Genomic DNA, 20,795 nt, shown 5'->3' with positions numbered 1-20,795 from the left:
GATGGCCTGGCGGTCCGCCACCACGATCCCCGGGTGTGCCGCCGGAGCCCGCAGTGCCAGGATGGGCACCATGGGTTCCAGGGTTTCGGCACGGATCGGTGCCATCAGTGAGTCGGCGACACTGGCGGTCGACAGCAAGGCGAAGGCGCTCAAGGCGGCCGGGCGGCCGGTGATCGGGTTCGGCGCGGGTGAGCCAGACTTCCCGACGCCCGACTACATCGTCGAGGCCGCGGTCGAGGCGGCCCGCGATCCGAAGAACCACCGGTACAGCCCGGCCGGCGGTCTCCCGGAGCTGAAGCAGGCGATTGTCGACAAGACCAAGCGCGACTCCGGCTACGAGGTCGAGCCGGCTCAGGTGCTCGTCACCAACGGCGGCAAGCACGCGGTCTACAACGCGTTCGCGACGCTCCTCGACCCTGGTGACGAGGTGCTGCTGCCGGCGCCGTACTGGACGACGTACCCCGAGGCCATCCAACTGGCCGGCGGTGTGCCGGTCGAGGTACTCGCGGACGAGACGCAGAACTACCTGGTCACCGTCGAGCAGCTGGAGGCGGCCCGGACCGAGAAGACCAAGGCCCTGCTGTTCTGCTCCCCGTCGAACCCGACCGGCGCGGTCGACAGCCCGGAGGCGGTCGAGGCGATCGGCCGCTGGGCGCTGGAGCACGACATCTGGGTGGTCACCGACGAGATCTACGAGCACCTGACGTACGGCGACACCACCTCGACGTCGATCCCGGTCGCCGTACCGGAGCTGGCCGACAGGACAGTCGTACTGAACGGTGTCGCGAAGACGTACGCGATGACCGGCTGGCGGGTCGGCTGGATGATCGGCCCGAAGGACGTGATCAAGGCCGCCACCAACCTGCAGTCGCACCAGACCTCGAACGTCTGCAACATCGCCCAGCGGGCCGCGATCGCCGCGCTGACCGGCGACCTGAGCGCGGTCGACGAGATGAAGAAGGCGTTCGACCGGCGGCGGCAGACGATGGTGAAGCTGCTGAACGAGATCCCCGGCATCGAGTGCCCGGAGCCGACCGGCGCGTTCTACGCGTACCCGTCGGTCAAGGGCGTGCTCGGCAAGGAGATCAACGGGCGTACGCCGGCCTCGTCGGCGGAGCTGGCCGAGATCATCCTGGACGAGGCAGAGGTCGCGGTTGTGCCCGGCGAGGCGTTCGGCGCACCCGGCTATCTGCGGCTGTCCTACGCGCTCGGCGACGCCGACCTGGCCGAAGGCGTCGGCCGCATCGCCAAGCTGCTGAGCTGAGAGTGCCTTGAGCCCGCCCAGTTGCTGGGCGGGCTCGGTTTTCTGGACGGGCGATCTGCCGGTAACCTTCTGTAATGACGCATCGGGACCTGCGGGTGCTGCCGAAGGCGCATCTGCATCTGCATTTCTCCGGCTCGATGCGGCATCTGACGCTGGTCGAGCTGGCCGACAAGCACGGTGTCCGGCTGCCGGACGCGCTGCGCACCGACTGGCCGCCGGACCTGTCCGCGGCGGACGAGCGCGGCTGGTTCCGGTTCCAGCGGCTCTACGACATCGCCCGCTCGGTGCTGCGCACGGAGGACGACGTACGACGTCTGGTCCGGGAGGCGGCCGAGGACGACAGCGCTGACGGGTCGCGCTGGCTGGAGATCCAGGTGGACCCGTCCGGGTACGCGAACCGCTTCCATGGCATCACCGAGTTCACCGACCTCGTGCTGGACGCCGCACGGGATGCGGCAGCCTCCACCGGCATCGCTGTGCAGGTCGTGATCGCGGCTAACCGCACCAGGCACCCTCTGGACGCACGGACCCTCGCCCGGCTGGCAGCGCAGTACGTCGGCCGTGGCGTGGTCGGGTTCGGCCTGTCGAACGACGAGCGCCGCGGTACGACGTCCGAGTTCGCTGCCGCCTTCCGGATCGCCCGCAACGCCGGACTGCTCGCCGTACCGCACGGTGGTGAGCTCTGTGGTCCAGCAACCGTCCGCACCTGCCTGGACGAGCTGGGCGCCGGTCGGATCGGTCATGGGGTGCGCTCTGTCGAAGACCCGGAGCTGCTGAAGCGCGTGGTCGACGCACAGGTCGCCCTGGAGGTCTGCCCGGCCTCCAACGTGTCGCTTGGCGTCTACCACCGCGCTGAGGACGTCCCACTCCGCCAGCTCTACGAGGCCGGCGCCCGAATCGCCCTTGGCGCGGACGACCCTCTGCTCTTCGGCTCCCGTCTGGCCGAGCAATACGAGACAGCCCGCTCGGTCCACAACTTCACCGACACCGAACTGGCGGACTTGGCTCGCGCCTCGGTACTCGCGTCCACCGCGCCAGACGACGTACAGAAGAATCTGCTGGCTGAAATCGACGACTGGCTCGGCGTCACCGCTCCCGCCATGGCGTGACAGTGATCTACCTGGCGCGGCACGGCCAGACGGAGTGGAATGTGGACGGCCGCAGGCAGGGGCGGCTCGACTCACCTCTCACACCAGCCGGGCTTGCACAGGTACGTCGCAACGCCGAGCTGCTGAGCCAGCAGGACGTCGACGCTATCTACGTCAGTCCGCTCGGACGGGCACGTGCCACCGCGGAGGTGTTCGCGAAAGCACTCCGGCTGCCCGTGCACGTACTCGACGAGCTCGCCGAGGTGGATCACGGCGCGTGGTCCGGGCTCACCACCCTGGAGATCGAGGCCGGTTGGCCCGGGCAACTGTCGATCAGACGCGCCAACAAGTACGACTACCGCTTCCCGGGTGGCGAGAGCTACGCGGATGCCGAGGTACGGGCTGGGCGGGCGCTGGCGGAGGTCGGTCGACGTGGAGCACGCCGGCCGTTGCTGGTATCGCACGAGATGATCGGGCGGATGCTGTTGAAGCGGTTGGGCGTGCCGGACGCGCTGGAGCTCAGCCAGCCGTCCGAGGTGGTCTACCGGGTGGGTTCCGGCGGTCGGATCGATGGGCTGACGTGGGCAGAATAAGTGCGCACTCAGTTCCGGTTCAGGGCATTGTCCGGGGTGTCGGGCGGGCCGTACGTTTCATGCATGACGACCAAGATCCTGCTGCCAGAGGATGAGCTGCCGACGCGTTGGTACAACGTGTTGCATGACCTGCCGACGCCTCCGCCGGCGGTGTTGCATCCAGGGACTGGGCAACCAGTGGGGCCGGACGACCTTGCGCCACTGTTCCCGATGGACCTGATCCTGCAGGAGGTTTCGCAGGACCAGTACGTCGACATCCCAGGCGAGGTGCTCGACGTGTACCGGTTGTGGCGGCCCAGCCCGCTCTACCGGGCGCACCGGCTGGAGAAGGCGCTCGACACCCCAGCGCGGATCTACTACAAGTACGAAGGCGTCTCCCCGGCCGGCTCGCACAAGCCGAACACCGCAGTGCCGCAGGCCTACTACAACGCCAAGTCAGGGGTCCGGAAGCTCACCACCGAGACCGGTGCCGGCCAGTGGGGCACGGCGCTGGCCTTTGCCTGCGCGCAGTTCGGCCTCGAGTGCGAGGTGTGGCAGGTGCGGGCGTCGTACGACCAGAAGCCGTACCGCCGGACGATGATGGAGGTGTTCGGCGCGACCGTGCACCCGAGTCCATCGGAGCTCACCGCGGCCGGCCGCAAGATCCTCGCCGAGGACCCGGACTCAACCGGTTCGCTGGGTATCGCGATCAGCGAGGCGGTCGAGGCCGCCGTACAAGACGAGAACGTGCACTACGCGCTCGGCTCGGTGCTCAACCACGTGTTGCTGCACCAGACGATCATCGGCGAGGAGGCGCTCATCCAGCTCGCCATGGTCGGCGAGACACCGGACCTGCTCGTCGGCTGCACCGGCGGCGGTTCGAACTTCGGCGGGCTCGCGTTCCCCTTCCTGCGGGAGAAGTGGGCCGGGCGGATGTCTCCCGTCGTACGCGCGGTCGAGCCGGCCGCGTGCCCTTCGCTGACGCAGGGGACGTACGCGTACGACTTCGGCGACACCATCGGGATGACACCGCTGATGAAGATGCACACTCTCGGGCATGACTTCGTGCCGGACCCGATCCACGCCGGCGGGCTGCGGTACCACGGGATGAGCCCGCTGATCAGCCACCTCTACGAGACCGGCGAGATCGAGGCCGTCGCCAAGCAGCAGTCGGAGTGCTTCGCGGCCGGCGTGCAGTTCGCCCGCACGGAAGGCATCGTGCCGGCGCCAGAGCCAACGCATGCGCTGGCCGCGGCGATCGAGGAAGCCCAACGCTGCAAGGAATCCGGCGAGGAGAAGGTCATCCTCACCGCCCTCTGCGGTCACGGCCACCTCGACCTGGCCGCGTACGACGCCTACCTGACCGGCGCCATCACCGACCGCTCCTGGGACGACGCCGACATCCAGTCCGCCGTCGCCCAAGCCTTGAGCCACCTGCCAGCGCTCAGCTAGCCGCCGCGCTTCCACCAGGGCTTGGGTCGCTTGCCGACCGCGGCAAGCCAGTCCTCCGGGATGGCCCAGCCCCTGGCCTGGAGTGCGTCGAAGTACTGCGCTTTCAGGCTCTCCGGCAGCCAGTACGTCGCAGTGCGAGGTGCTGCAGCCTCGAAGTACGTCGTACGCCGGCCAATACTCCACACCGTCGCCAGATTGGAGCAGTACGCCAGCCGTACGTAGTCCCAGCGCTGCTGCTCGTCCGCGAGGTCGAAGGCGTGCTCGGCGACCTGGAGCAGCCCACGCTTCGCAGGAGGCTCGATCCCGTCGATCAGCCCCTGCACCAACGGGCGATCGTCGGTGAGCTCGTCGGGCAGCCGCAGGCCGATCGGGTCGAGCACCGCAGCACCCACCCGCGGCCCCGCTACCTCCAGGAACACCTCCAGCAGCGCAAGCCCCTCCTCAGCCCGTTCGAAGCGCGCAAGCTCCGCCCGCAACGTCGTCACTGGTTCCTCGGCCACCCTAGGACCTTAGTGCCGGCAGGCCGCCTCGGGCAGTTGATCTGCCCCGGTCTGCCCCGCGATGCCCCGGGTTGCCCCGCCTGCTCACGCTCAGCTAACGCTCTTTGACCCAAAATCTGCCCGGCGCAGTGGCCACAGGGCCGTGCGGAAGCCCTTAACCAGCGTGGAATTCGGGGCATCGCGGGGCATTCCGGGGCAGCCTGGGGCAGATCGTCCACAGGCCCGGTTTTCCTGGTCGCACAGGGTGTTCGGGCACCTACAGTTACCGCCATGCCAGAGCCCAACGAACTGCTGCGAGCCGCGCGGGAACAGACCCCGTCGCGGCGCGCTCCTGGTGAGCAGATGTCCCGGGCCGAACTCGCGGAGGCGGTCTGCACCTGGCTGTGGGAGACGACCGAGACGAAGTACGAACTCGACGGGCACTACATCGCCAAGCTCGAACGTGGTGCCGTCCGCTGGCCGGGGGCGGCGTACCGATCCGGCCTGCGCTACGTCCTGAACGTCGCCGACGACAGCGACCTGGGTTTCGTCCCCCCGGGGGGCCTGGGCGTCGCCGACCCCGAGCCAGGCGTCAGCTCCGTGATCGGCCTCGAGGACGATCTGGTGCAGGCCGGTGACGAGTCAGTCGCGCTGCTCGCCCTCGCCGAGGAGTCGAACGTCGGCGACCTGACCGTCGAGCAGCTGCACGCCGACATCCTGCGGATCACCCAGAACTACCTGCGGACACCGACCAAGCCGCTGTTCGTTCGCGGCCGCGCGGTCCGCGATCGCGCCTTCCGCCTGCTCACCGGCCGCCAGCCGCCCGCCCAGACCCGCGACCTGTACGCCGCGGCCGGCTGGGCGTTGACGCTGCTCGCCTGGATTTCGGTCGATCTCGGCCGCCCGGACATCGCCGAGAGCCACACCCGGACGGCCTGGGCGTGCTCCGACGCCGCCGACCGCGACGACCTCCGTGCGTGGGTGCGCGCCACGCAGCACACGGCCGCGTTCTGGCAGGACGACTTCGCGCGGGCGGCGTCGTACGCGCAAGACGGTCTCCAGTACGCGACGGGCAGCTCGGCGCTCTTCCTGGCCAGCGTGGCCGCGGTCGACCTGGCCCGGTCGGGGCGTCATCACGAGGCCCGCGAGGCGCTGACGATCGCCAAGCGCACCACGGTCCGTACGGACGTTCCCGAGCTCGGCGGCCCGTTCCTTTGTACGCCGGAACGCGCCGAAGGCATCTGGTCGGACGCACACCTGGCGCTGGGCGAGGCCAAGCACACGCTCGACCACGCGGATCGTGGCATCGCGCTGTTCGAGGCAGCGCCGCATGTGGTTCGCAACTTCGGCTCGGAGCGCATGGTCCGGCTACAACAGGCGAAGGCGCACCTGCAGCTAGGCGACCTGGACGGCGCGACCGAGGCGGTGTCGGTCGTCCTCAGCACACCTGTCGAGTATCGCGTTCGCCCGTTGATCCATCGCATCAGCGAAGTCGCCGCGCTCACCCGCCTCAGCCGGCACGCGACCGACCCCAAGGCTCGCGCGCTGCACGACGCGATCCGTGTCTTCACTCGTCACCCCGCCAGCAGGGCGACACCGAGCAAGTGAGGAGTACTTGATGTTCGACGAAGTCCGCGACCACTGGTACTGGCGGCCTGGCTGGCGCGCCGGTCGTTCCTTCTACACCTGGCACATCACCTTCGATGGCCGTCCCGAGATCGCCGCGCTCCATGCGTCGTACGCCGATCTCGTCAACGACCTGCCCGGATTCACGCCAGTACCGCTGGAATGGCTGCACCTCACCCTGCAGGGGGTCGGCTTCACCGACCGCGTACCCGACGCGGACCTTGCCGACATCGTCGAAGCCACCCGCTCCCGCGTCATCACCCTGGACTCCTTCCCGGTCACGATCGGCCCGGCCGTCCTCGACCCCGAAACCATCAAACTCCCGGTCCGCCCCGCCGAACCACTCCAGCACCTCCGCGACCTCACCCGCGCCGCCATCACCGACGTCTGGGGCGACGACGCCGTACCGGAACTCCCCGAGCTCAACCCCCACATAACCCTTGCCTACAGCAACCAAACGGCCCCAGCCGCTCCCCTGACCGCCCGCCTCGCAGCCCATCCACCCCACGCCACCGCCCTCTCCATCACCTCCCTGACCCTCCTGTCCCTAACCCAAACCAACCACCTCTACCACTGGACTCCGCAGATCAACGTCACCCTGAAATAGTTCCCGGACACGCAGAACCCGGCTCACCAACCGTCCGGATGGCTGCCGGGTCCACTTCCCGCAAGCTATTGCCCTGGGCAACAACAACCATACCCATCCGCAGGCGCGCGTGCCACCGGTCGAGCTGTCTTACCTCCAGCCCCGCAGTCAGCCGCCGTACGCGCGGATCGAGACGACGTGGGCTCTGGGGGTGCCGTTGGATCTTTTTCCGGATCGCGTACCGACGAACGGGTAGTGGTCAGGTGCACAGCGCCATCGGTGCCGTAACCACGGTGGACTGGATGATCGGCCGAGCCCTACTACCCGTTCCTCGGTTCGCCGACCCGTTGCGCAACCGCACGCTGGACAGTCGCGATCACCCAGTCCGGATCACCCAGCACCTGCTGATAGGTGAACCTCAGGACGAGCCAACCGTCCGCAACGAGTTCGTCGTACCGGCGGCAGTCGGCGGCGAAGTCCCCGGCCGAGCCGTGGAACTCGTAGCCCTCAGCCTCCAAGGCCACCCGCGCCCGCCGATGTCCCAGGTCGACCCGCACCCGCAAGCCGCCTAGTTCGACCAGGACCTGCGGCTCGAATCCATCGATACCGGCCGACACCAGCAGGCTACGCAGCATCGACTCGAGAAAGCTCTCGGATCCGCCGTTGGCAGCCGCCGCGACCTGGATAGCGTTCGGCCTTCCCGGCCCTCGCATCGCGATCGCCGCAGCCTGCAGTTCCTCATGAGTCAGCCGACCTCGGCAGAGCGCCGCGTCGGCCACCGCGAGCGCCTCACCGAACGGAAGGATCCGCGCGCAGTCCGGGACAGTTCGCAGCAACGAGGTCCTGCGCCGGCGCAGGTCAGCCGACGCGGTGGTACCCCAGTGCAAGACCGCGGGTGGTCCGGCTCGGGCGTTGCGGCTCATCGGCAAGATGATGTGCGGCTTCGGCGGCGCGACGAGCAGCGGCAACTGCCAGCGGGCGGCCGCTGACGTATGCGAGACGACCCCGTCGTAGGCGATTGCCGCGGCCAGATCGGTCGCGAGGCCAGGGATCCCGTAGAACCCGCGCGTGAGCCGCTCGACGTCGCCGTTCCGGACCGCCGCCGCCAGCGCCCGCCGGGACGTCGCCCGAACCAAGTCGGCGGAAGTTGCCCAGCCGCCTTGCCGGATCAACACTTCCACAACGGACGCCACCCCACGATGCTGCCCGAGTGCGGGAGTTTCCCGCCGGAGTTATCCACAGCGGACCGAAGAACGGGTAGCGGTCCCGCTCGGCACCTCCGAATACGCCTGGCGTTGCGCCGCGAAGTCAGTGTGCGAGAACTACTACCCGTTCTTCGGTACGGGTGTTCAGAGGGTGCAGTTCACCAGGACGGGTTCGTTGGTGAGGGTGATGCCGAAGGCCTGGTGGACCTGGGCGCGGACGTGGGCCGCGAGGGCGAGGAGTTCCTTCGCGGTGGCGCCGCCGCGGTTGGTGAGGGCGAGCGTGTGCTTGGTGGACACGGCCGCGGCCCCGATCGCGTAGCCCTTGGTGACGCCGGCGTGCTCGATCAGCCAGGCCGCGCTCGTCTTCACCCGACCGTCGGGCTGCGGCCACTGTGGCGCACCCGCCGGTACGTCGGCCGCCGCGTCGAGGATCGGGTTGGTGAAGAACGACCCGGCACTCCACGTGTCGTGGTCGGCCTCGTCCAGCACCATGCCCTTGCCACGACGGAGCCCAAGGACAGCCGCGCGTACGTCGGTCATCGGCGCGCGGGAGCCTGGATCGACATCCAGCACGCGAGCGAGTTCGGCGTACCCGACCGGTGCGGACAGGTCGCCGAGCTTCAACTGGAAGGCGACCTCGAGTACGACGTACCGCGAGGGGTCGGCCTTGAAGCGGGAATGCCGGTAGCTGAAGCCGCAGTCGGCGGCGAAGATCGTCCGGACCTTGTTGTCGATCCGGTCCCAGACGCGGACGGAGGCGATCGTCTCCGCGACCTCGTGACCGTAGGCGCCGACGTTCTGGACCGGGGTGGATCCGGTGAGGCCCGGGATGCCGGACATCGACTCCAGGCCGCTCCACTCCTCGGCGATCGCGCGCTGGACCACCGCGTCCCAGTCCTCGCCCGCCTGGATGTGGACCATCGCGCCGGAGCACATGTCCGCGTCGACCCGGATCCCGGTGGTGGCGACCTTGATCACGGTGCCGCGGAACCCGTCGTCCCCGATCACGACGTTGCTGCCGCCGGACAGCAGCAGCACCGGCTCACCGGAAGCGTCAGCGTCCCGTACCGCTGTGATCAGGTCGTCCTCGGTGGTCACCTCGACCAGCTTGTCGGCCGGACCACCGATGCGCAGGGTGGTCAGGTCGGCCAGGCGCACGTGCGTCTTCACTGGACGCGCACGACCGCCCTGGCCCGGCCGAGGACCTTCTCCTCGCCGGCGATCGCGGTGATGTCGATCTCGGCCAGCCCGTCAGCGACCTTGTCGACCTTCGCGGAGAAGGTCACGCTCGCGCCCTTGTCATCGTCCGGGACCACGACCGGCTTGGTGAACCGTACGCCGTACTCGACCAGGTCGGCCGGGTCGTCGAGCCAGTCGGTGACGACGCGGACGGCCGATGCCATGGTGAGCATGCCGTGCGCGATCACGCCGGGCAGGCCGAGCGCGGCCGCCATCCGGTCGCTCCAGTGGATCGGGTTGAAGTCACCGCTCGCACCGGCGTACCGGACCAGGTCCTCACGGCGGAGCGTGACAGTCAGCGGGGGCAGCTCAAGACCTATCTCTGCGCTTTTCATGCGGAAGCCCGGTTGTGCGAGATGGTGGAGGTCGAGGTGGCGATCAGCTCGCCGTCGACGGTGCTGAGGGCGGTCTCGTACATGATCACCTCGACGTCACCGGCCTTGCGCACGGTGGTGATGGTCGCGGTCGCGGCAATGTCGTCGCCGGCCTTGATCGGGCGGGTGTAGGTGAACTTCTGCGCGCCGTGCACGATCCGGTCCAGCCGCAGGCCGAGTTCCTCGTCCTCCAGTAGCTGGTCCAGCGCCCGGCTGCCGAGCATGAAGGCGAATGTCGGCGGTGCGATCGCGTCGTCGCCGCGGTACGCCGGGTTGGGATCGCCGATCGCGTCGGCGAACTCCCGGATCTTCTCCCGGCCGACCTGGTAGGACTCGGCGGCCGCGTAACTCCGGCCGACCATCGTGGCGTCGATCGTCATATCCCCAAACCCTACTGGCAGACTGGTACGCCGAGTGCCGCCACCCACTCCGTGTGAGACCCGACTGGGGAAGGTTGAACGTGACGGCAGTGACGGCGCTGGCCAGGTATGCGCCTCGGTACAAGCTCGAGATCGGCGAGCCGACGGGCTCCGAGTGGCTCCGCGTGGACCGGATCCTGGAGCCGGACGGCCCCGAGCTGACCGAGCTCCTCAAGCGCGACAACGACGCCAGCGGACACCGGAGTGCCCACGCGAACGCGCTCAGCTTCATGTCGTTCTACGCCGGCCGGGCGCCTGCGACCGCCCTGCTCCTCTGGGCGCTGGACGGTCGGGTCCTCGACATCCGCCCGCACAACCTCTGGGTCCGGCCCCACGACGGTCACGGCCTGGCTGCGGTCGCCGTACGCTCAGCCAGCTTCCTGCCGGGCAGTCTCCAGGCCCTGTACGACGTGGTGCTGCGGCAGCACCTGCTGCCGCTGTCCGAGGAACTGCACCGGCGGACGAGGGCAGGGCTTCGCCAGGTGTACGGCGGGGTGGCAGCCGGGTGCGCCATGGGTTTCTGCGCCGCGACGCGCGAGACCGTCACGGTGGAGCCGGAGTACCTGCTCGAGCGGTGGCGGACGTTCGTGGCGAAGGCGCCTGGTGGGCTGGCCCGGCTCGGTGAGGTGGAGATCGCCGCCGGGAAGCTCGTCTACCTCCGCAACACCTGCTGCCTCTACTACACGAGTGAGGCCGGCACGGGCACGCTCTGCGGCTCCTGCTGCCTGACTCCACGTGACCAGCGCCTCACCGCCTACGAAGGCGGCCGCCCGATCCTGACGGTCTAGAACACAGCGAAAGGCCGCTCTAGCGTGCCGGAGCGGCCTCGCGAAAGCTGGTGGAGAAGCTGGGTCAGCGGGTTTCGCGGTGCAACCGCACCCCTCCGCGAGCTTGCTCGCGCACAACGAAAGGCCGCCCCGGGGTGCCGGAGCGGCCTCGCGAAAACTGGTGAAGAAGCTGCGTCAGCGGGTTTCGCGGTGGTCAGTGTGGTCGTTGCACTTGAAGCAGTACTTCTTCAGCTCAAGACGATCCGGGTCGTTACGCCGGTTCTTCTTGGTGATGTAGTTGCGCTCCTTGCACACGGTGCACGCCAGCGTGATCTTCGGGCGGATGTCCGTTGACTTGGCCACTGCTGCCTCTTCTTGTCAGGAGTGCGCAACTGAGGTGATCGCACTCTCGAGATACTGCGTTGGTAGGTAGCGGGGGCGGGAGTCGAACCCGCGACACCACGATTATGAGCCGTGTGCTCTAACCACCTGAGCTACCCCGCCGGGAGAGTCCGCCACCCCACCCGGTGGACCGGGTGAAGTGCCGTGCTCAGAGCCCCTTTACGGAATCGAACCGTAGACCTTCTCCTTACCATGGAGACGCTCTGCCGACTGAGCTAAAGGGGCGGGCCGAGGAGAGAGATTACACGGTCCGCCGCCCCGATGTGAAATCGAGTCAGGCGCACCCTGCGAGCCCCTCAGTCCGACCCGGAAAGCATACCGGTTCTGGAGAGTGCCTCTAACCACTTTTCACCCCAGTACGGCGTCATCCGCGGAAAAGTCGGCCGAAGCGTCGGCAGGCGGGTTGGCCAGGTCCCACTGCACCGACCGCCGCAGCGTCTCGGCAGGGTCGACCGGCGCCCAGCCGAGCACGGTCCGCGCCTTCCAGGAGTCCATCAGCAGGTGCTGATCCACGGCGCCAGTCAGCGCCAGATCAGGCGGCAGCAGGTCGTCCCGCACCCGCACCAACTCCACCTCCGACGCACCGGCCGCAGCTAGGATCTGCTCAGCGAACAGCCGGTACGGCGCTGTGACCGGCTCCACCACGTTGAAGGCCCCTGGGTAGTTCCCGGCCAGCGCCAACGACACCGCCGCGGCGACATCACCGACGTACACCCGGCTGAACAGGAACTGCCCCGACCCGATCGGGATCCGCGACCGCCCAGCCCGCACCCGGCGCAGGATGAACTCGAACCGCCGCTGGTAGTCGTGCTCGCCGTACACCGCCCCCAGCCGCAGCACCGTCGCACCCCGCGGCAGGTACCGCTCCTCCACCTCCAAGTTCTCGTACTCACGCCCGTCCACGAACCGCCGCTCCCGCAGCGGCGACTCCTCGGCCAGCGGCAGCCCGTCGCTGGTCCAGTCGAAGCGCAGACCGTCGTACGCGCGATAGACGTCACCGCTGGAGATCGCCACCAGCTTCACGCCCGGCCCGACGGCTCCCAGCGCCGCGTCGGCTGCCACGGCGTTCATCCCGGAGATGTCGACCAGCGCGTCAGGCCCAAACGGCTCCAGGGCAGCGGCCAGGGCCGGACCGTCGTGCCGGTCCACATGGGCATGCGCGACAGCAGGCAGGCCTGCCGGCTCGTGGTCACCGCGGTGCACGACCAACAGCTCGTGCCCCTCCGCTGCCAGCCGCTCCACCACTGCCCGGCCGATGAACCGGGTCCCACCGAGGATCACTATCCGCATGGCCCCAGTCCTACCGGCTCGCCCAGCCCCCGGCGAAGCAGGTCTGCGTTAAGCAGACGACCAGACCCGGCTCGGGTACGACGACCGCAGTACCGGCATGACCTCTGTGACGAACGTCTCCACCGATGCGCGGTTCTCGTCCTCCGGGAGACCGGCCACCTCCAGGGAGATACCGGACAGCTCGTGCTGCACCCCGCTGATCGGGCCCGGCGAGTTGTCGATCAGCGTGTCGGTACAGAACTTCACAGCGGCTTCTTCTCGCCGGCAGTCACTGGCAGCCCCAGCCTGTTGCCCGGCACCGGCGCTGGGCAGGTCCCGTACGCCGTGAAGGCGTACGGCAGGTTGATAGTCCGATTGAAGTCGATCAGCACCGACTGGTCCCGCTCCACCACCTCAGTGGTCACCGAACGCCACGGAGCCGTCTCCTCCCCGTTCGTCTTGTCGTGGAAGGACAGCGTGAGCCGCCCACCACCCGCAGCCGTCGCCACCAGCTCGTACACCGAGTCACCCAGCGGTATGTGGACCGTCCCAACCGCAGTGACGTGCTGCCGCAGGTCCTCGCGAGCAGTAGCCACCTCCACCCGCTCCGGCGTCACATAGGGCGTGTAGTACCCCTTCACCACCCACTCCGGGTCCACCGCGTACGTCGGCACTCCGGTGAACTCACGCCGCGTCGCAGCCCGCGGGTCCCGCTGACGTACGGCGTACCGTCCGCCGCGCAGCACCAGCTCGGCCAGGCGGTCGCCGTACAACAGCCAACTGAGCGAACCCGCCTCCGCCACCGAAGCAGACGTCGTACCGTGCACCGGCTCACCGCTGAGAGTCAGTTCGCCCGCGGCCGTGACGTGAGCCCGTTCGTCGTCGGCCCACCACTTTCCTGGCAGCCCTTGCAACGAAGAAGGTGCCGCAGGCAACCAGTCGAAGCCGACGATGGTCAGCCAGCCGTAGTCCGAGCGCAGGTCGCGGTCGCGGAGATCACGCCACGTCTGCCAGTCCTGCTCGACGATGATGGTCATGAGGCGAGAGCTTTCTGTTCGCGGTGCGCTACTTCGGAGCGGACCAGGGGGATGACGTGGCGGCCGAAGTCGATCGCGTCGTCGTAGATGTCGTAACCGCGGGCGGAGAAGATCCGGATCCCTAGGTCGTAGTAATCGAGCAGCGCGGCCGCGACGGTGTCCGGCGTGCCGACCAGCGCGGTCGAGTTGCCACCGCCACCGGTCAGCCCGGTCGGCGCGGTCCAGAGCGCCCGGTCGTGCCGCTCGCCCTCCGAGACCGCCTTGAGCAACCGTTGCGAGCCGGCGTTCTCCGGCGTCTTTGCCCGAAGGCGGGTGCTCAAAGCGATTCCACTGTCCTTCACGGACTTGATCCGGCCGAGGATGCTCTCCGCCTTCTCCCAGGCCAATTCCTCGGTCGGCGCGATGATCGGCCGGAAAGCGATCTGGATCGTCGGCCGGTCCGAACGGCCGGCGCGGACAGCCTCCGCGTCGATGGTCGCGATCTGCTCGCGGGTTCCGGCGAGCGGCTCGCCCCACAGCGCGTAGATGTCCGCCTCCGCCGCACCGACGGCGTACGCCGCGGCCGACGAACCGCCGAAGGAGATCCGCGGCCTGGGCTGCTGCAGCGGCTTGATGTCCGCCAGGAACTGCTCGAACCGGTAGTGCTCGCCGCTGAAGTCGAATCGCTCGTCCGACGTCCACGCCTGCTTGAGGAACTGGATGAACTCCCGCGTCCGCCCGTACCGGTCGTCCTTGGCCAGGAAGTCGCCCTCCGCCGCCTGATCCGCGTTCGTACCGCCGGTGATCACGTGCACCTCGAACCGGCCGCCGCTGATGTGATCCAGCGTCGCGAACGTTTTCGCAGTGAGCGTCGGGGAGGCGACATTCGGCCGGTGCGCGACCACCAGGTTTATCCGCTCGGTCCGGCCCGCGACGTACGCCGCGACCTGGGACGGGTCGGGCGAGCCCGAGTGATAGGCGAACAGGATCCGGTCCCACCCGTTGTCCTCATGGGCACGGGCCAGGCGTGAGGTGTACTCCAGGTCCAGCGGGCCGCCGGTTCGCGGTGTGACCTCGCTGGCCGGGTTGGTTCCGGCGATTCCCAGGAACTCAACTGGCATGACGTTCTTCCTTCCGTACGGTGGGAGCGAGAAGCCTCAATAGGTGCCTGGCCACGGCGTCGTTCTGCCGGAAGCCGGGACCGTTGAAATGCGGGCGGGAGAAACCCGACGAGCCGGCCGAGCCGGACACCGACGGCCCGAGCAGGAACAGCGCCGGATGCACGGATCCGTCAGCCCGGATCGCACGACACTGCGAGTCCGCCTTCAGTTGTCCGCCACCGAGACTCCTCCCGTCGGCCGCGAACAGTTCGTCAGCGGCAAGTACGCCGGACTCCAGCAACCCGCGCAGCAGCGGATCGGTCGCCGCCAGTACGTCGGGACGCGGCAGCCTGGCCTCGACGAAGGCCCGGGCCCGAATCTCCCCGGGAACTCCGGAGCTCTGGGCAACAAACTCCCCGTTGTCGATGGCAACCGATAGGTCCGGCCCGGCGAACCGGACGATCCCGGCGCGATACAGGGCGAGCAGTTCCTCCAGCCGGCGCGGCGGCGGACCACTGGCAACGAACGAGAAGAAGCCGTGCCACTCGGTCTCCACATGCCGGACCCGATCCTCATCCGACAGCCGGCCGGCCGTGATCGCCTGCGACAGCACGCTGTAGACGCTCAGCAACGCATTGAAGACCGCCAGATCAGCGGAGTACTGAGGGTCCGCTCGCCGCAGCAGATCGTTCTCGATCAACTCGACCAGGAACCGCTCGAACCGCTCCCGATCCCCGAAGAACCGCCCGTCCAACGGCCGATCCACCTCGGCCTTGACAAACCGGTCCTCGACAGATGGCACCGCCGCCGACACCGCGGCAACGAATTCCGGGGACGACGGCAACGACCGGTCCAGCACTTCGAAGAACTGTTTCCACGACCACCGGGTTCGCTCGGGGTGCCCACTGAACAGCTGCTGGTAGTGGGCGAACGTCAGCTCCTTCTCGATCAACGGCGCCAACTGCGTCTGGAAGTCGAGCACTCCCTCACCCAACTCGTCCAACGCGGCCGTCGTGAGATAGCGCGTCGGCACCGGCTTCGTTCCGGCGACGGTGTAGCCGAGTTTCGCGTGATACGGCACGCCTCGGCGCGAACCGACGTACAGGATGGGCTCGTCGCCGGACGGGCGATAGCTGAGCAGGCCGTCGCATTCGTCGTACCAGCCGCCGCGGCCCTCCGTGAGTAGGACCATCAGGTCGATGAACGCCTGTCCGAAGCCGCGGACGATCACGTCCTCACCAGCCCGAAGACCACTGAGGTCGACGTCGGCCGTGTAACCGGGTGGGATGTAGGTCAGTCCAAGAGCCGATGCCTGCGCGGCCCAGGCGGCTTCGGATGCCGTCGGCAACCGGTCGAGGTAGCCGAGGGCAAGCACCACGACATCCGCCTGGATCTCTTTGCCTGAGGCAAGCACCACGCGATGGTCGCTGGTCAGCTCGACCGCGCGTTCGAGATGGGTCGTGACGGTCGCGGGCAGATCGCGCTGGACGCGTTCCCAGACCCAGGCGAGGTACTCGGCCTGCAGCAGCCGCGGCGGGAAGTCCATCGGTCCGGCCGGCTCCAGACCGGCTCGCTCGAGGATGACCGCACCTTCGCCGACCACCCAGGTCGCCAGGTCCGGACCCGGCGCGATCGGCCCCTCGCACTCGACCGAATCGTCGGTGAAGATCGTGATGTCCGACGTCATCGAGTTCATCCACAGCAGCCGCGACTGTTCCCGCCGCCAGATCCGCCCACCGCCCGCCGGATACGGATCCACGACATGAACCTCGACCGCGCGCTCCCCCAGCAACTCCGGAGCACTCGCCGCGAACCGCTCGAGCAACCCGACCGTGCGAGGTCCCCCACCGACGAAGACGATCGTCGCGGGTGGCTCCTGCCAGGACCGCCGGAGATCAGTCACACTCACGTGTTCAACCCGAGGTGCGAGCGGAGCGTCGTACCGGAGTATTCGGAGCGGAAGACGCCGCGCTCGCGGAGAAACGGGACGACTCGGTCGACGAAATCGTCCAACCCGCCCGGAGTGAGATGCGGGACCAGGACGAAGCCGTCGGCGGCGTCTTCCTGGACGTGGCGGTTGACCGCCGCGGCGACCGTCTCCGGCGAACCGATGAAGGTCTGCCGGTTCTGCTGGTTGATCACGGTCTCCCGCAGCGACCAGCCATGAGCCTCCGCCTGAGCCCGCCACTCCGCCACGATCGGCGCCGGGTCGTTGTAGCCCACACGCCCTTGCGTCACAGAAGACCCGACGACCGGATCCTCGGCCGGCAAGGGACCATCCGGGTCGTACGACGACAAGTCGCGACCCCAGAGCAACTCCGCCAGTACGATCGCGGTCGGCCCGGACACCTGCTGCTCGCGAATGTGCCGCGCCTTCTCGTCCGCCTCCGCATCGGTGTCGGCGACCACGACCGTCACGGCCGGCATGATCTTCAGCGACGCCTCGGACCGCCCGTACCGGGCCAGCCGCGACTTCACGTCCTTGTAGAAGGTCTGCCCGGCCTCGAACGTCCCATGCCTGCTGAAGATGACGTCGGCACTCGAGGCGGCGAACTCCCGGCCCTGATCGCTGTCACCGGCCTGGATGACAACCGGCCGTCCTTGCGGCGACGGCGGCAGACCGAACCGTCCATGGATGGTGAAGTGGGCGCCTTCGTCCGCGAAGGCCCCAGCGCCCTCACGGGCGAAGACGCCCGCCGCCTGGGCCAGGACCAAATCGTCCTCAGTCCAGGAGTCCCAGAGCTTCCGGACGATCCGCAGCGACTCCTGCGCCCGGACGTACCGATCCGCCTTGTCCAGATAGCCACCGCGACGGAAGTTCTCGCCGGTGAACGCGTCCCACGACGTCACCACGTTCCAGGCTGCGCGCCCGCCGGACAGGTGGTCCAAGGTGGCCAGCCGCTTCGCCAGCTCGTACGGCTCGTTGAAGGTCGAGTTGACCGTTGCCGCCAGGCCGAGATGGGTCGTCACTGCGGCCAGCGCGCTGAGCACCGTCAGCGATTCCGGCCGCCCGACGACGTCCAGGTCGTGGAACTTCCCCTTCACCTCGCGCAACCGCAGTCCCTCGGCGAGGAAGAAGAAGTCGAAGGTTCCGCGCTCGGCAGTCTCGGCCAGGCGCTGGAACGACGCGAAGTCGATCTGCGACCCCGATTCCGGATCCGACCACACCGTCGTGTTGTTGACCCCCGGGAAGTGCGCGGCCAGATGGATCTGCTTCATCGTTCGCTCCCCACCGCATATCTGTTGTCCGGCCGCCGCAACCCGAGCCGGTTCCGCAACGTCGTCGCCCGATCCACCGCCGGACCGACGAGTTTCTTTGCCCGCAGCAACGGAATCAGCCGCTCCGCGATCACCGGTACGTCGACCTCCAACGAAGCCGGCCGCAAATGCACCCCATCCACCCCCGCCTCAGCCCAGTCGCTAATCAACTCCGCCAGCCGCTCAACACCCCCGACGAAGTCGAAATCTCCGCCGACCGAGGGCCCACCGGGCGCTGCCCCGTCCGCGCCTGCAGCGGGCACCCCCTCCGCGCGCCGCGCGGCGGCCGCCGCGTCGTCGTCGAGCAGCACACTCACCGACACGAGCACGCGCGGCGACGCTCCGCTGGAGCGCTCGGCGGCAGCTCGCACCGCAGCCACCCGATCCCCGAGCTCTGCGATCCCTGGCAACAGCACCAACTCTGCGTCGGCCGCCGCTTCAAGCGCCTCCGGGGTGTTCACCAGTACTGCGGTGATCGGATGCCCTTGCGGCGGTCGCGGAACGATCGACGGACCCTTGATGCTGAAGTTCGGGCTCTCGTAGTCGACGTAATGGATCCGGTCCCGGTCGACGAACCGGCCGGTCGCGGCGTCCCGGATGATCGCGTCGTCCTCCCACGAATCCCACAGCCGCCTGCTGACATCGACGACGTACCGGGCCTCCCGCCAGGTGTCGGCGGCAGGCGCCGGCTCGCGACGGCCGATCACCGCGGCCGCCTCGGCGGAAGACGACACCTCCGCGATCCAGCCGCCGCGGCCCTGAGACACGTAATCGAGCGTCGCCACCGACGCCTGCACGTGGAACGGCTCGGTGTGGGTGACGGTGATCGTCGGCAACAACCCGATGCTCTTGGTGGATGGCGCAATGCGTGCAGCCAGGCCGAGTGCGTCGAGGCGCACGCTCACCCGCTCCGGATCATCCGCCGGTGCCTCCAGCGCGTCGGCGAAGGTCGCGATGTCGATCCCGGCCGCCTCGGCCCGCTGTACGGCGCGGAGCGCAAGCTCACCGGTGAGGATCGCAGCCGGGTCGACCTCCACGCCACGCCAAGCAGCCGGATGCCCTCCTGCACCATCGATCTCGATCGCCGTAATCAACCGCTTGCTCATGGGCGTCCTCGCTTCGCTCCGGGCGCCCATGAGGCTCGTAGGGCGCTGTGCTCGATGATTCGCTCGCTGCGCTCGCTCATGACGCCACCTTCAAAGCGACAGACAGCTCTTTGGTGAAGGGCAGCGGCCCAATCGATTCCGGATCCGCGTCGACGTCGAATTGCGGCTCGAAACCGACCGCCAGATACAGCGCCGCCGCCTCCGGCTGCCTCGGTCCTGTGGTCAGGTAGAGCCTCCGGTAGCCGAGATCGATCGCAGCCGCCTCGAGCTCGGCTAGCACGCGACGACCCAAGCCCTGACGCCGGTGCACATGCGAGGTCCACATCCGCTTCACCTCGGCCGTCTGGTCGTCGTACCGGCGAATGGCGCCGCCGGCAACGGTCTCTCCGCCGTGCCGCAGCAACACGAAGGCTCCGCCGCGCTCGGCGTGGAAATCGGACGCGGGAACCTCGGTGAGCTGCGTGTTCTGGTTGGTGAGGCCGTAGCGCGTGCTGTATTCAACGACCAGATCGGCGAGCAGCGGCGCCGCCTCGGGATCCTCCGGACGGGCGCGAACCGCTTCCACTGCGGCGATCTGGACCGGCGCGCTCTCCACCGGTTGATTGCCTTCGACGGTCGCGAGGAACGCCTCGGTCACCTGGTAGACCGGCACTGATGCCGCCGGGTCCAGTAGCAGACCGCCTCCGTCGTACAGGCGAATGTGGGACGACAGCACGAACCAGCCCTGACCGATCGCGCCCGCACCGAGGCTGGTGAGCACCGGGCGAAGTGCGTAGTCGATGGCGAGAACGTGCGCCGGTGTGCCGCCGGTTGCCAGCGGCAACACCGTCTTGCCCTTCAGGGCGTACTGCGGCAACAGATCGAGGAACACCTTGAGAAGACCGGAGTACGCCGCTTTGTAGACCGGCGTGGTGACGACGACCGCGTCAGCGGCCTCCAGCACCTCGACGGCCGAGGCGATCCCGGGATCGTCCGCCCGGCCGCGCAGCAACGGCTCGGTCGACAGGTCGCGCAGCACGATCGGCGTGACCTCGTGACCGTGGCTGATCAGGCGCTTGGTGACATAGTCCAGCACCGCGTCGGTGCGGGACGGGTGGGACGGACTGCTCGAAATGGTCGCGATCGTTGCCATGGGCGTCCTCCTACTTCTGCTTGTCCTTGGGCTGCCGGACAGCCGCATCGTCGCGATCACCGCACCGAGCGCGAACCCGAGCACGGTGCCGTACGGCACATTGGTGAGTGAGGTCACGGTCTTCTCCCGGGCGCGGGCAGGCTTCGCGGGCGCTCGGGCTCCGCGGATGCGGGCACGGCGCGACAGACGTCCCTGCTACGGGACGCCGTACGTGAGGTGGTGAGTCAGCGAGTGCTGATCAGTGTCGACAGAGGGCGCTGGACACCCGGAGAAGGTCGATGTGGAGGCGGTAGTACGGCAGTGCGCGCGTCACCTGCATCCTCCTTTGTCGCACCTGTTCCTGATCGATGGTTCCAGTATGGGTCGCGATGGAAAGATCAGTAACTTGGTAGACAAACCTCTCAAAATGTGGACGGCTTATACCGGTCCAGCAGGTCTGCT

At 68.3% G+C, this 20,795-nt stretch carries 23 protein-coding genes and 2 tRNA genes; 8 read left to right on the top strand and 17 right to left on the bottom strand.

Going from position 1 to position 20,795, the window contains the following annotated elements:
• Window positions 1-70 precede the first annotated feature (70 nt).
• The 4 genes from EV646_RS11730 to EV646_RS11715 all read left to right on the top strand — a co-directional run bounded on the left by EV646_RS11730 (window position 71) and on the right by EV646_RS11715 (window position 4,376).
• Window positions 71-1,264, top strand: a complete 1,194-nt coding sequence (locus tag EV646_RS11730) for a pyridoxal phosphate-dependent aminotransferase (protein WP_132147447.1) — start codon at window positions 71-73, stop codon at window positions 1,262-1,264.
• 74 nt (window positions 1,265-1,338) lie between these two features.
• Window positions 1,339-2,373 (top strand): adenosine deaminase, encoded by a 1,035-nt coding sequence (locus EV646_RS11725; RefSeq protein ID WP_132147444.1) that lies wholly within the window; start codon window positions 1,339-1,341, stop codon window positions 2,371-2,373.
• On the top strand, window positions 2,370-2,945 hold the full coding sequence (locus EV646_RS11720; RefSeq protein ID WP_158290946.1) for a histidine phosphatase family protein: 576 nt from the start codon (window positions 2,370-2,372) through the stop codon (window positions 2,943-2,945). Before EV646_RS11725 ends, EV646_RS11720 begins: the two co-directional genes overlap by 4 nt.
• Before the next feature lie 63 nt (window positions 2,946-3,008).
• The gene (locus EV646_RS11715; RefSeq protein WP_132147438.1) at window positions 3,009-4,376 is read left to right on the top strand and encodes a TrpB-like pyridoxal phosphate-dependent enzyme; all 1,368 of its coding nucleotides are present in this window, start codon (window positions 3,009-3,011) and stop codon (window positions 4,374-4,376) included.
• Here the strand turns inward: EV646_RS11715 and EV646_RS11710 are convergent.
• A complete protein-coding gene (locus EV646_RS11710) occupies window positions 4,373-4,876 on the bottom strand; it encodes a hypothetical protein (RefSeq protein ID WP_132147435.1) in 504 nt (167 codons plus the stop codon). The genes EV646_RS11715 and EV646_RS11710 overlap by 4 nt on opposite strands.
• 270 nt (window positions 4,877-5,146) lie before the next feature.
• Between EV646_RS11710 and EV646_RS11705 the strand changes: the two genes are divergently transcribed.
• The gene (locus EV646_RS11705; protein ID WP_241995766.1) at window positions 5,147-6,463 is read left to right on the top strand and encodes a DUF4864 domain-containing protein; all 1,317 of its coding nucleotides are present in this window, start codon (window positions 5,147-5,149) and stop codon (window positions 6,461-6,463) included.
• Window positions 6,464-6,473: 10 nt separating this feature from the next.
• Entirely contained in the window at window positions 6,474-7,088 is a 615-nt protein-coding gene (locus tag EV646_RS11700; RefSeq protein ID WP_132147432.1) for a 2'-5' RNA ligase family protein, read from the top strand.
• Between the two features lie 299 nt (window positions 7,089-7,387).
• On the opposite strand, the gene EV646_RS11695 is transcribed toward EV646_RS11700, so the two are convergent.
• The 4 genes from EV646_RS11695 to EV646_RS11680 all read right to left on the bottom strand — a co-directional run bounded on the left by EV646_RS11695 (window position 7,388) and on the right by EV646_RS11680 (window position 10,265).
• Window positions 7,388-8,260, bottom strand: coding sequence for a type IV toxin-antitoxin system AbiEi family antitoxin domain-containing protein (locus EV646_RS11695; protein ID WP_132147429.1), 873 nt, complete (start codon window positions 8,258-8,260; stop codon window positions 7,388-7,390).
• Window positions 8,261-8,416: 156 nt separating this feature from the next.
• Entirely contained in the window at window positions 8,417-9,442 is a 1,026-nt protein-coding gene (locus EV646_RS11690; protein ID WP_241995764.1) for a UDP-N-acetylmuramate dehydrogenase, read from the bottom strand.
• The gene (locus tag EV646_RS11685; protein WP_132147426.1) at window positions 9,439-9,846 is read right to left on the bottom strand and encodes a MaoC family dehydratase; all 408 of its coding nucleotides are present in this window, start codon (window positions 9,844-9,846) and stop codon (window positions 9,439-9,441) included. The genes EV646_RS11690 and EV646_RS11685 overlap by 4 nt, the downstream gene beginning before the upstream one ends.
• The gene (locus EV646_RS11680; RefSeq protein ID WP_132147423.1) at window positions 9,843-10,265 is read right to left on the bottom strand and encodes an FAS1-like dehydratase domain-containing protein; all 423 of its coding nucleotides are present in this window, start codon (window positions 10,263-10,265) and stop codon (window positions 9,843-9,845) included. The genes EV646_RS11685 and EV646_RS11680 overlap by 4 nt, the downstream gene beginning before the upstream one ends.
• Window positions 10,266-10,345: 80 nt before the next feature.
• On the opposite strand from EV646_RS11680, the gene EV646_RS11675 reads away from it, so the two are divergent.
• Window positions 10,346-11,092, top strand: a complete 747-nt coding sequence (locus EV646_RS11675; protein ID WP_241995762.1) for a (2Fe-2S)-binding protein — start codon at window positions 10,346-10,348, stop codon at window positions 11,090-11,092.
• A 174-nt stretch (window positions 11,093-11,266) separates the two neighbouring features.
• On the opposite strand, the gene rpmG is transcribed toward EV646_RS11675, so the two are convergent.
• The 11 genes from rpmG to ssuE all read right to left on the bottom strand — a co-directional run bounded on the left by rpmG (window position 11,267) and on the right by ssuE (window position 20,354).
• Window positions 11,267-11,434 (bottom strand): 50S ribosomal protein L33, encoded by a 168-nt coding sequence (gene rpmG / locus EV646_RS11670; RefSeq protein WP_132147420.1) that lies wholly within the window; start codon window positions 11,432-11,434, stop codon window positions 11,267-11,269.
• 67 nt (window positions 11,435-11,501) lie between these two features.
• Window positions 11,502-11,575 (bottom strand) — tRNA-Met (locus EV646_RS11665).
• 50 nt (window positions 11,576-11,625) lie between these two features.
• A tRNA-Thr gene (locus tag EV646_RS11660) sits at window positions 11,626-11,698 on the bottom strand.
• Between the two features lie 123 nt (window positions 11,699-11,821).
• Complete coding sequence (locus EV646_RS11655) at window positions 11,822-12,763, bottom strand: NAD-dependent epimerase/dehydratase family protein (protein ID WP_132147417.1); 942 nt, start codon at window positions 12,761-12,763, stop codon at window positions 11,822-11,824.
• Between the two features lie 48 nt (window positions 12,764-12,811).
• Window positions 12,812-13,009, bottom strand: coding sequence for a hypothetical protein (locus tag EV646_RS11650; protein ID WP_132147414.1), 198 nt, complete (start codon window positions 13,007-13,009; stop codon window positions 12,812-12,814).
• On the bottom strand, window positions 13,006-13,779 hold the full coding sequence (locus tag EV646_RS11645; RefSeq protein WP_132147411.1) for a DUF1684 domain-containing protein: 774 nt from the start codon (window positions 13,777-13,779) through the stop codon (window positions 13,006-13,008). Before EV646_RS11645 ends, EV646_RS11650 begins: the two co-directional genes overlap by 4 nt.
• Entirely contained in the window at window positions 13,776-14,879 is a 1,104-nt protein-coding gene (locus tag EV646_RS11640; protein WP_132147408.1) for an LLM class flavin-dependent oxidoreductase, read from the bottom strand. Before EV646_RS11640 ends, EV646_RS11645 begins: the two co-directional genes overlap by 4 nt.
• A complete protein-coding gene (locus EV646_RS11635) occupies window positions 14,869-16,767 on the bottom strand; it encodes an FAD/NAD(P)-binding protein (RefSeq protein ID WP_132147405.1) in 1,899 nt (632 codons plus the stop codon). The genes EV646_RS11640 and EV646_RS11635 overlap by 11 nt, the downstream gene beginning before the upstream one ends.
• Entirely contained in the window at window positions 16,764-18,077 is a 1,314-nt protein-coding gene (locus tag EV646_RS11630; RefSeq protein ID WP_132147402.1) for an NtaA/DmoA family FMN-dependent monooxygenase, read from the bottom strand. Before EV646_RS11630 ends, EV646_RS11635 begins: the two co-directional genes overlap by 4 nt.
• A complete protein-coding gene (locus tag EV646_RS11625; protein ID WP_158290945.1) occupies window positions 18,074-19,222 on the bottom strand; it encodes an LLM class flavin-dependent oxidoreductase in 1,149 nt (382 codons plus the stop codon). The genes EV646_RS11630 and EV646_RS11625 overlap by 4 nt, the downstream gene beginning before the upstream one ends.
• A gap of 76 nt (window positions 19,223-19,298) precedes the next feature.
• A complete protein-coding gene (ssuE, locus tag EV646_RS40600) occupies window positions 19,299-20,354 on the bottom strand; it encodes an NADPH-dependent FMN reductase (protein WP_132147396.1) in 1,056 nt (351 codons plus the stop codon).
• On the opposite strand from ssuE, the gene EV646_RS11615 reads away from it, so the two are divergent.
• Entirely contained in the window at window positions 20,335-20,577 is a 243-nt protein-coding gene (locus EV646_RS11615) for a hypothetical protein (protein WP_132147393.1), read from the top strand. The genes ssuE and EV646_RS11615 overlap by 20 nt on opposite strands.
• Window positions 20,578-20,592: 15 nt before the next feature.
• On the opposite strand, the gene EV646_RS40935 is transcribed toward EV646_RS11615, so the two are convergent.
• On the bottom strand, window positions 20,593-20,673 hold the full coding sequence (locus EV646_RS40935) for a putative leader peptide (RefSeq protein ID WP_422386708.1): 81 nt from the start codon (window positions 20,671-20,673) through the stop codon (window positions 20,593-20,595).
• Between the last annotated feature and the right edge of the window lie 122 nt (window positions 20,674-20,795).

The sequence above is a fragment of the Kribbella antiqua genome, from assembly GCF_004345665.1.
Taxonomy (GTDB): Bacteria; Actinomycetota; Actinomycetes; order Propionibacteriales; family Kribbellaceae; genus Kribbella; species Kribbella antiqua.
Note: the sequence above shows the minus strand (reverse complement) of the source record. Positions and strands in the feature narration are given on the sequence as shown.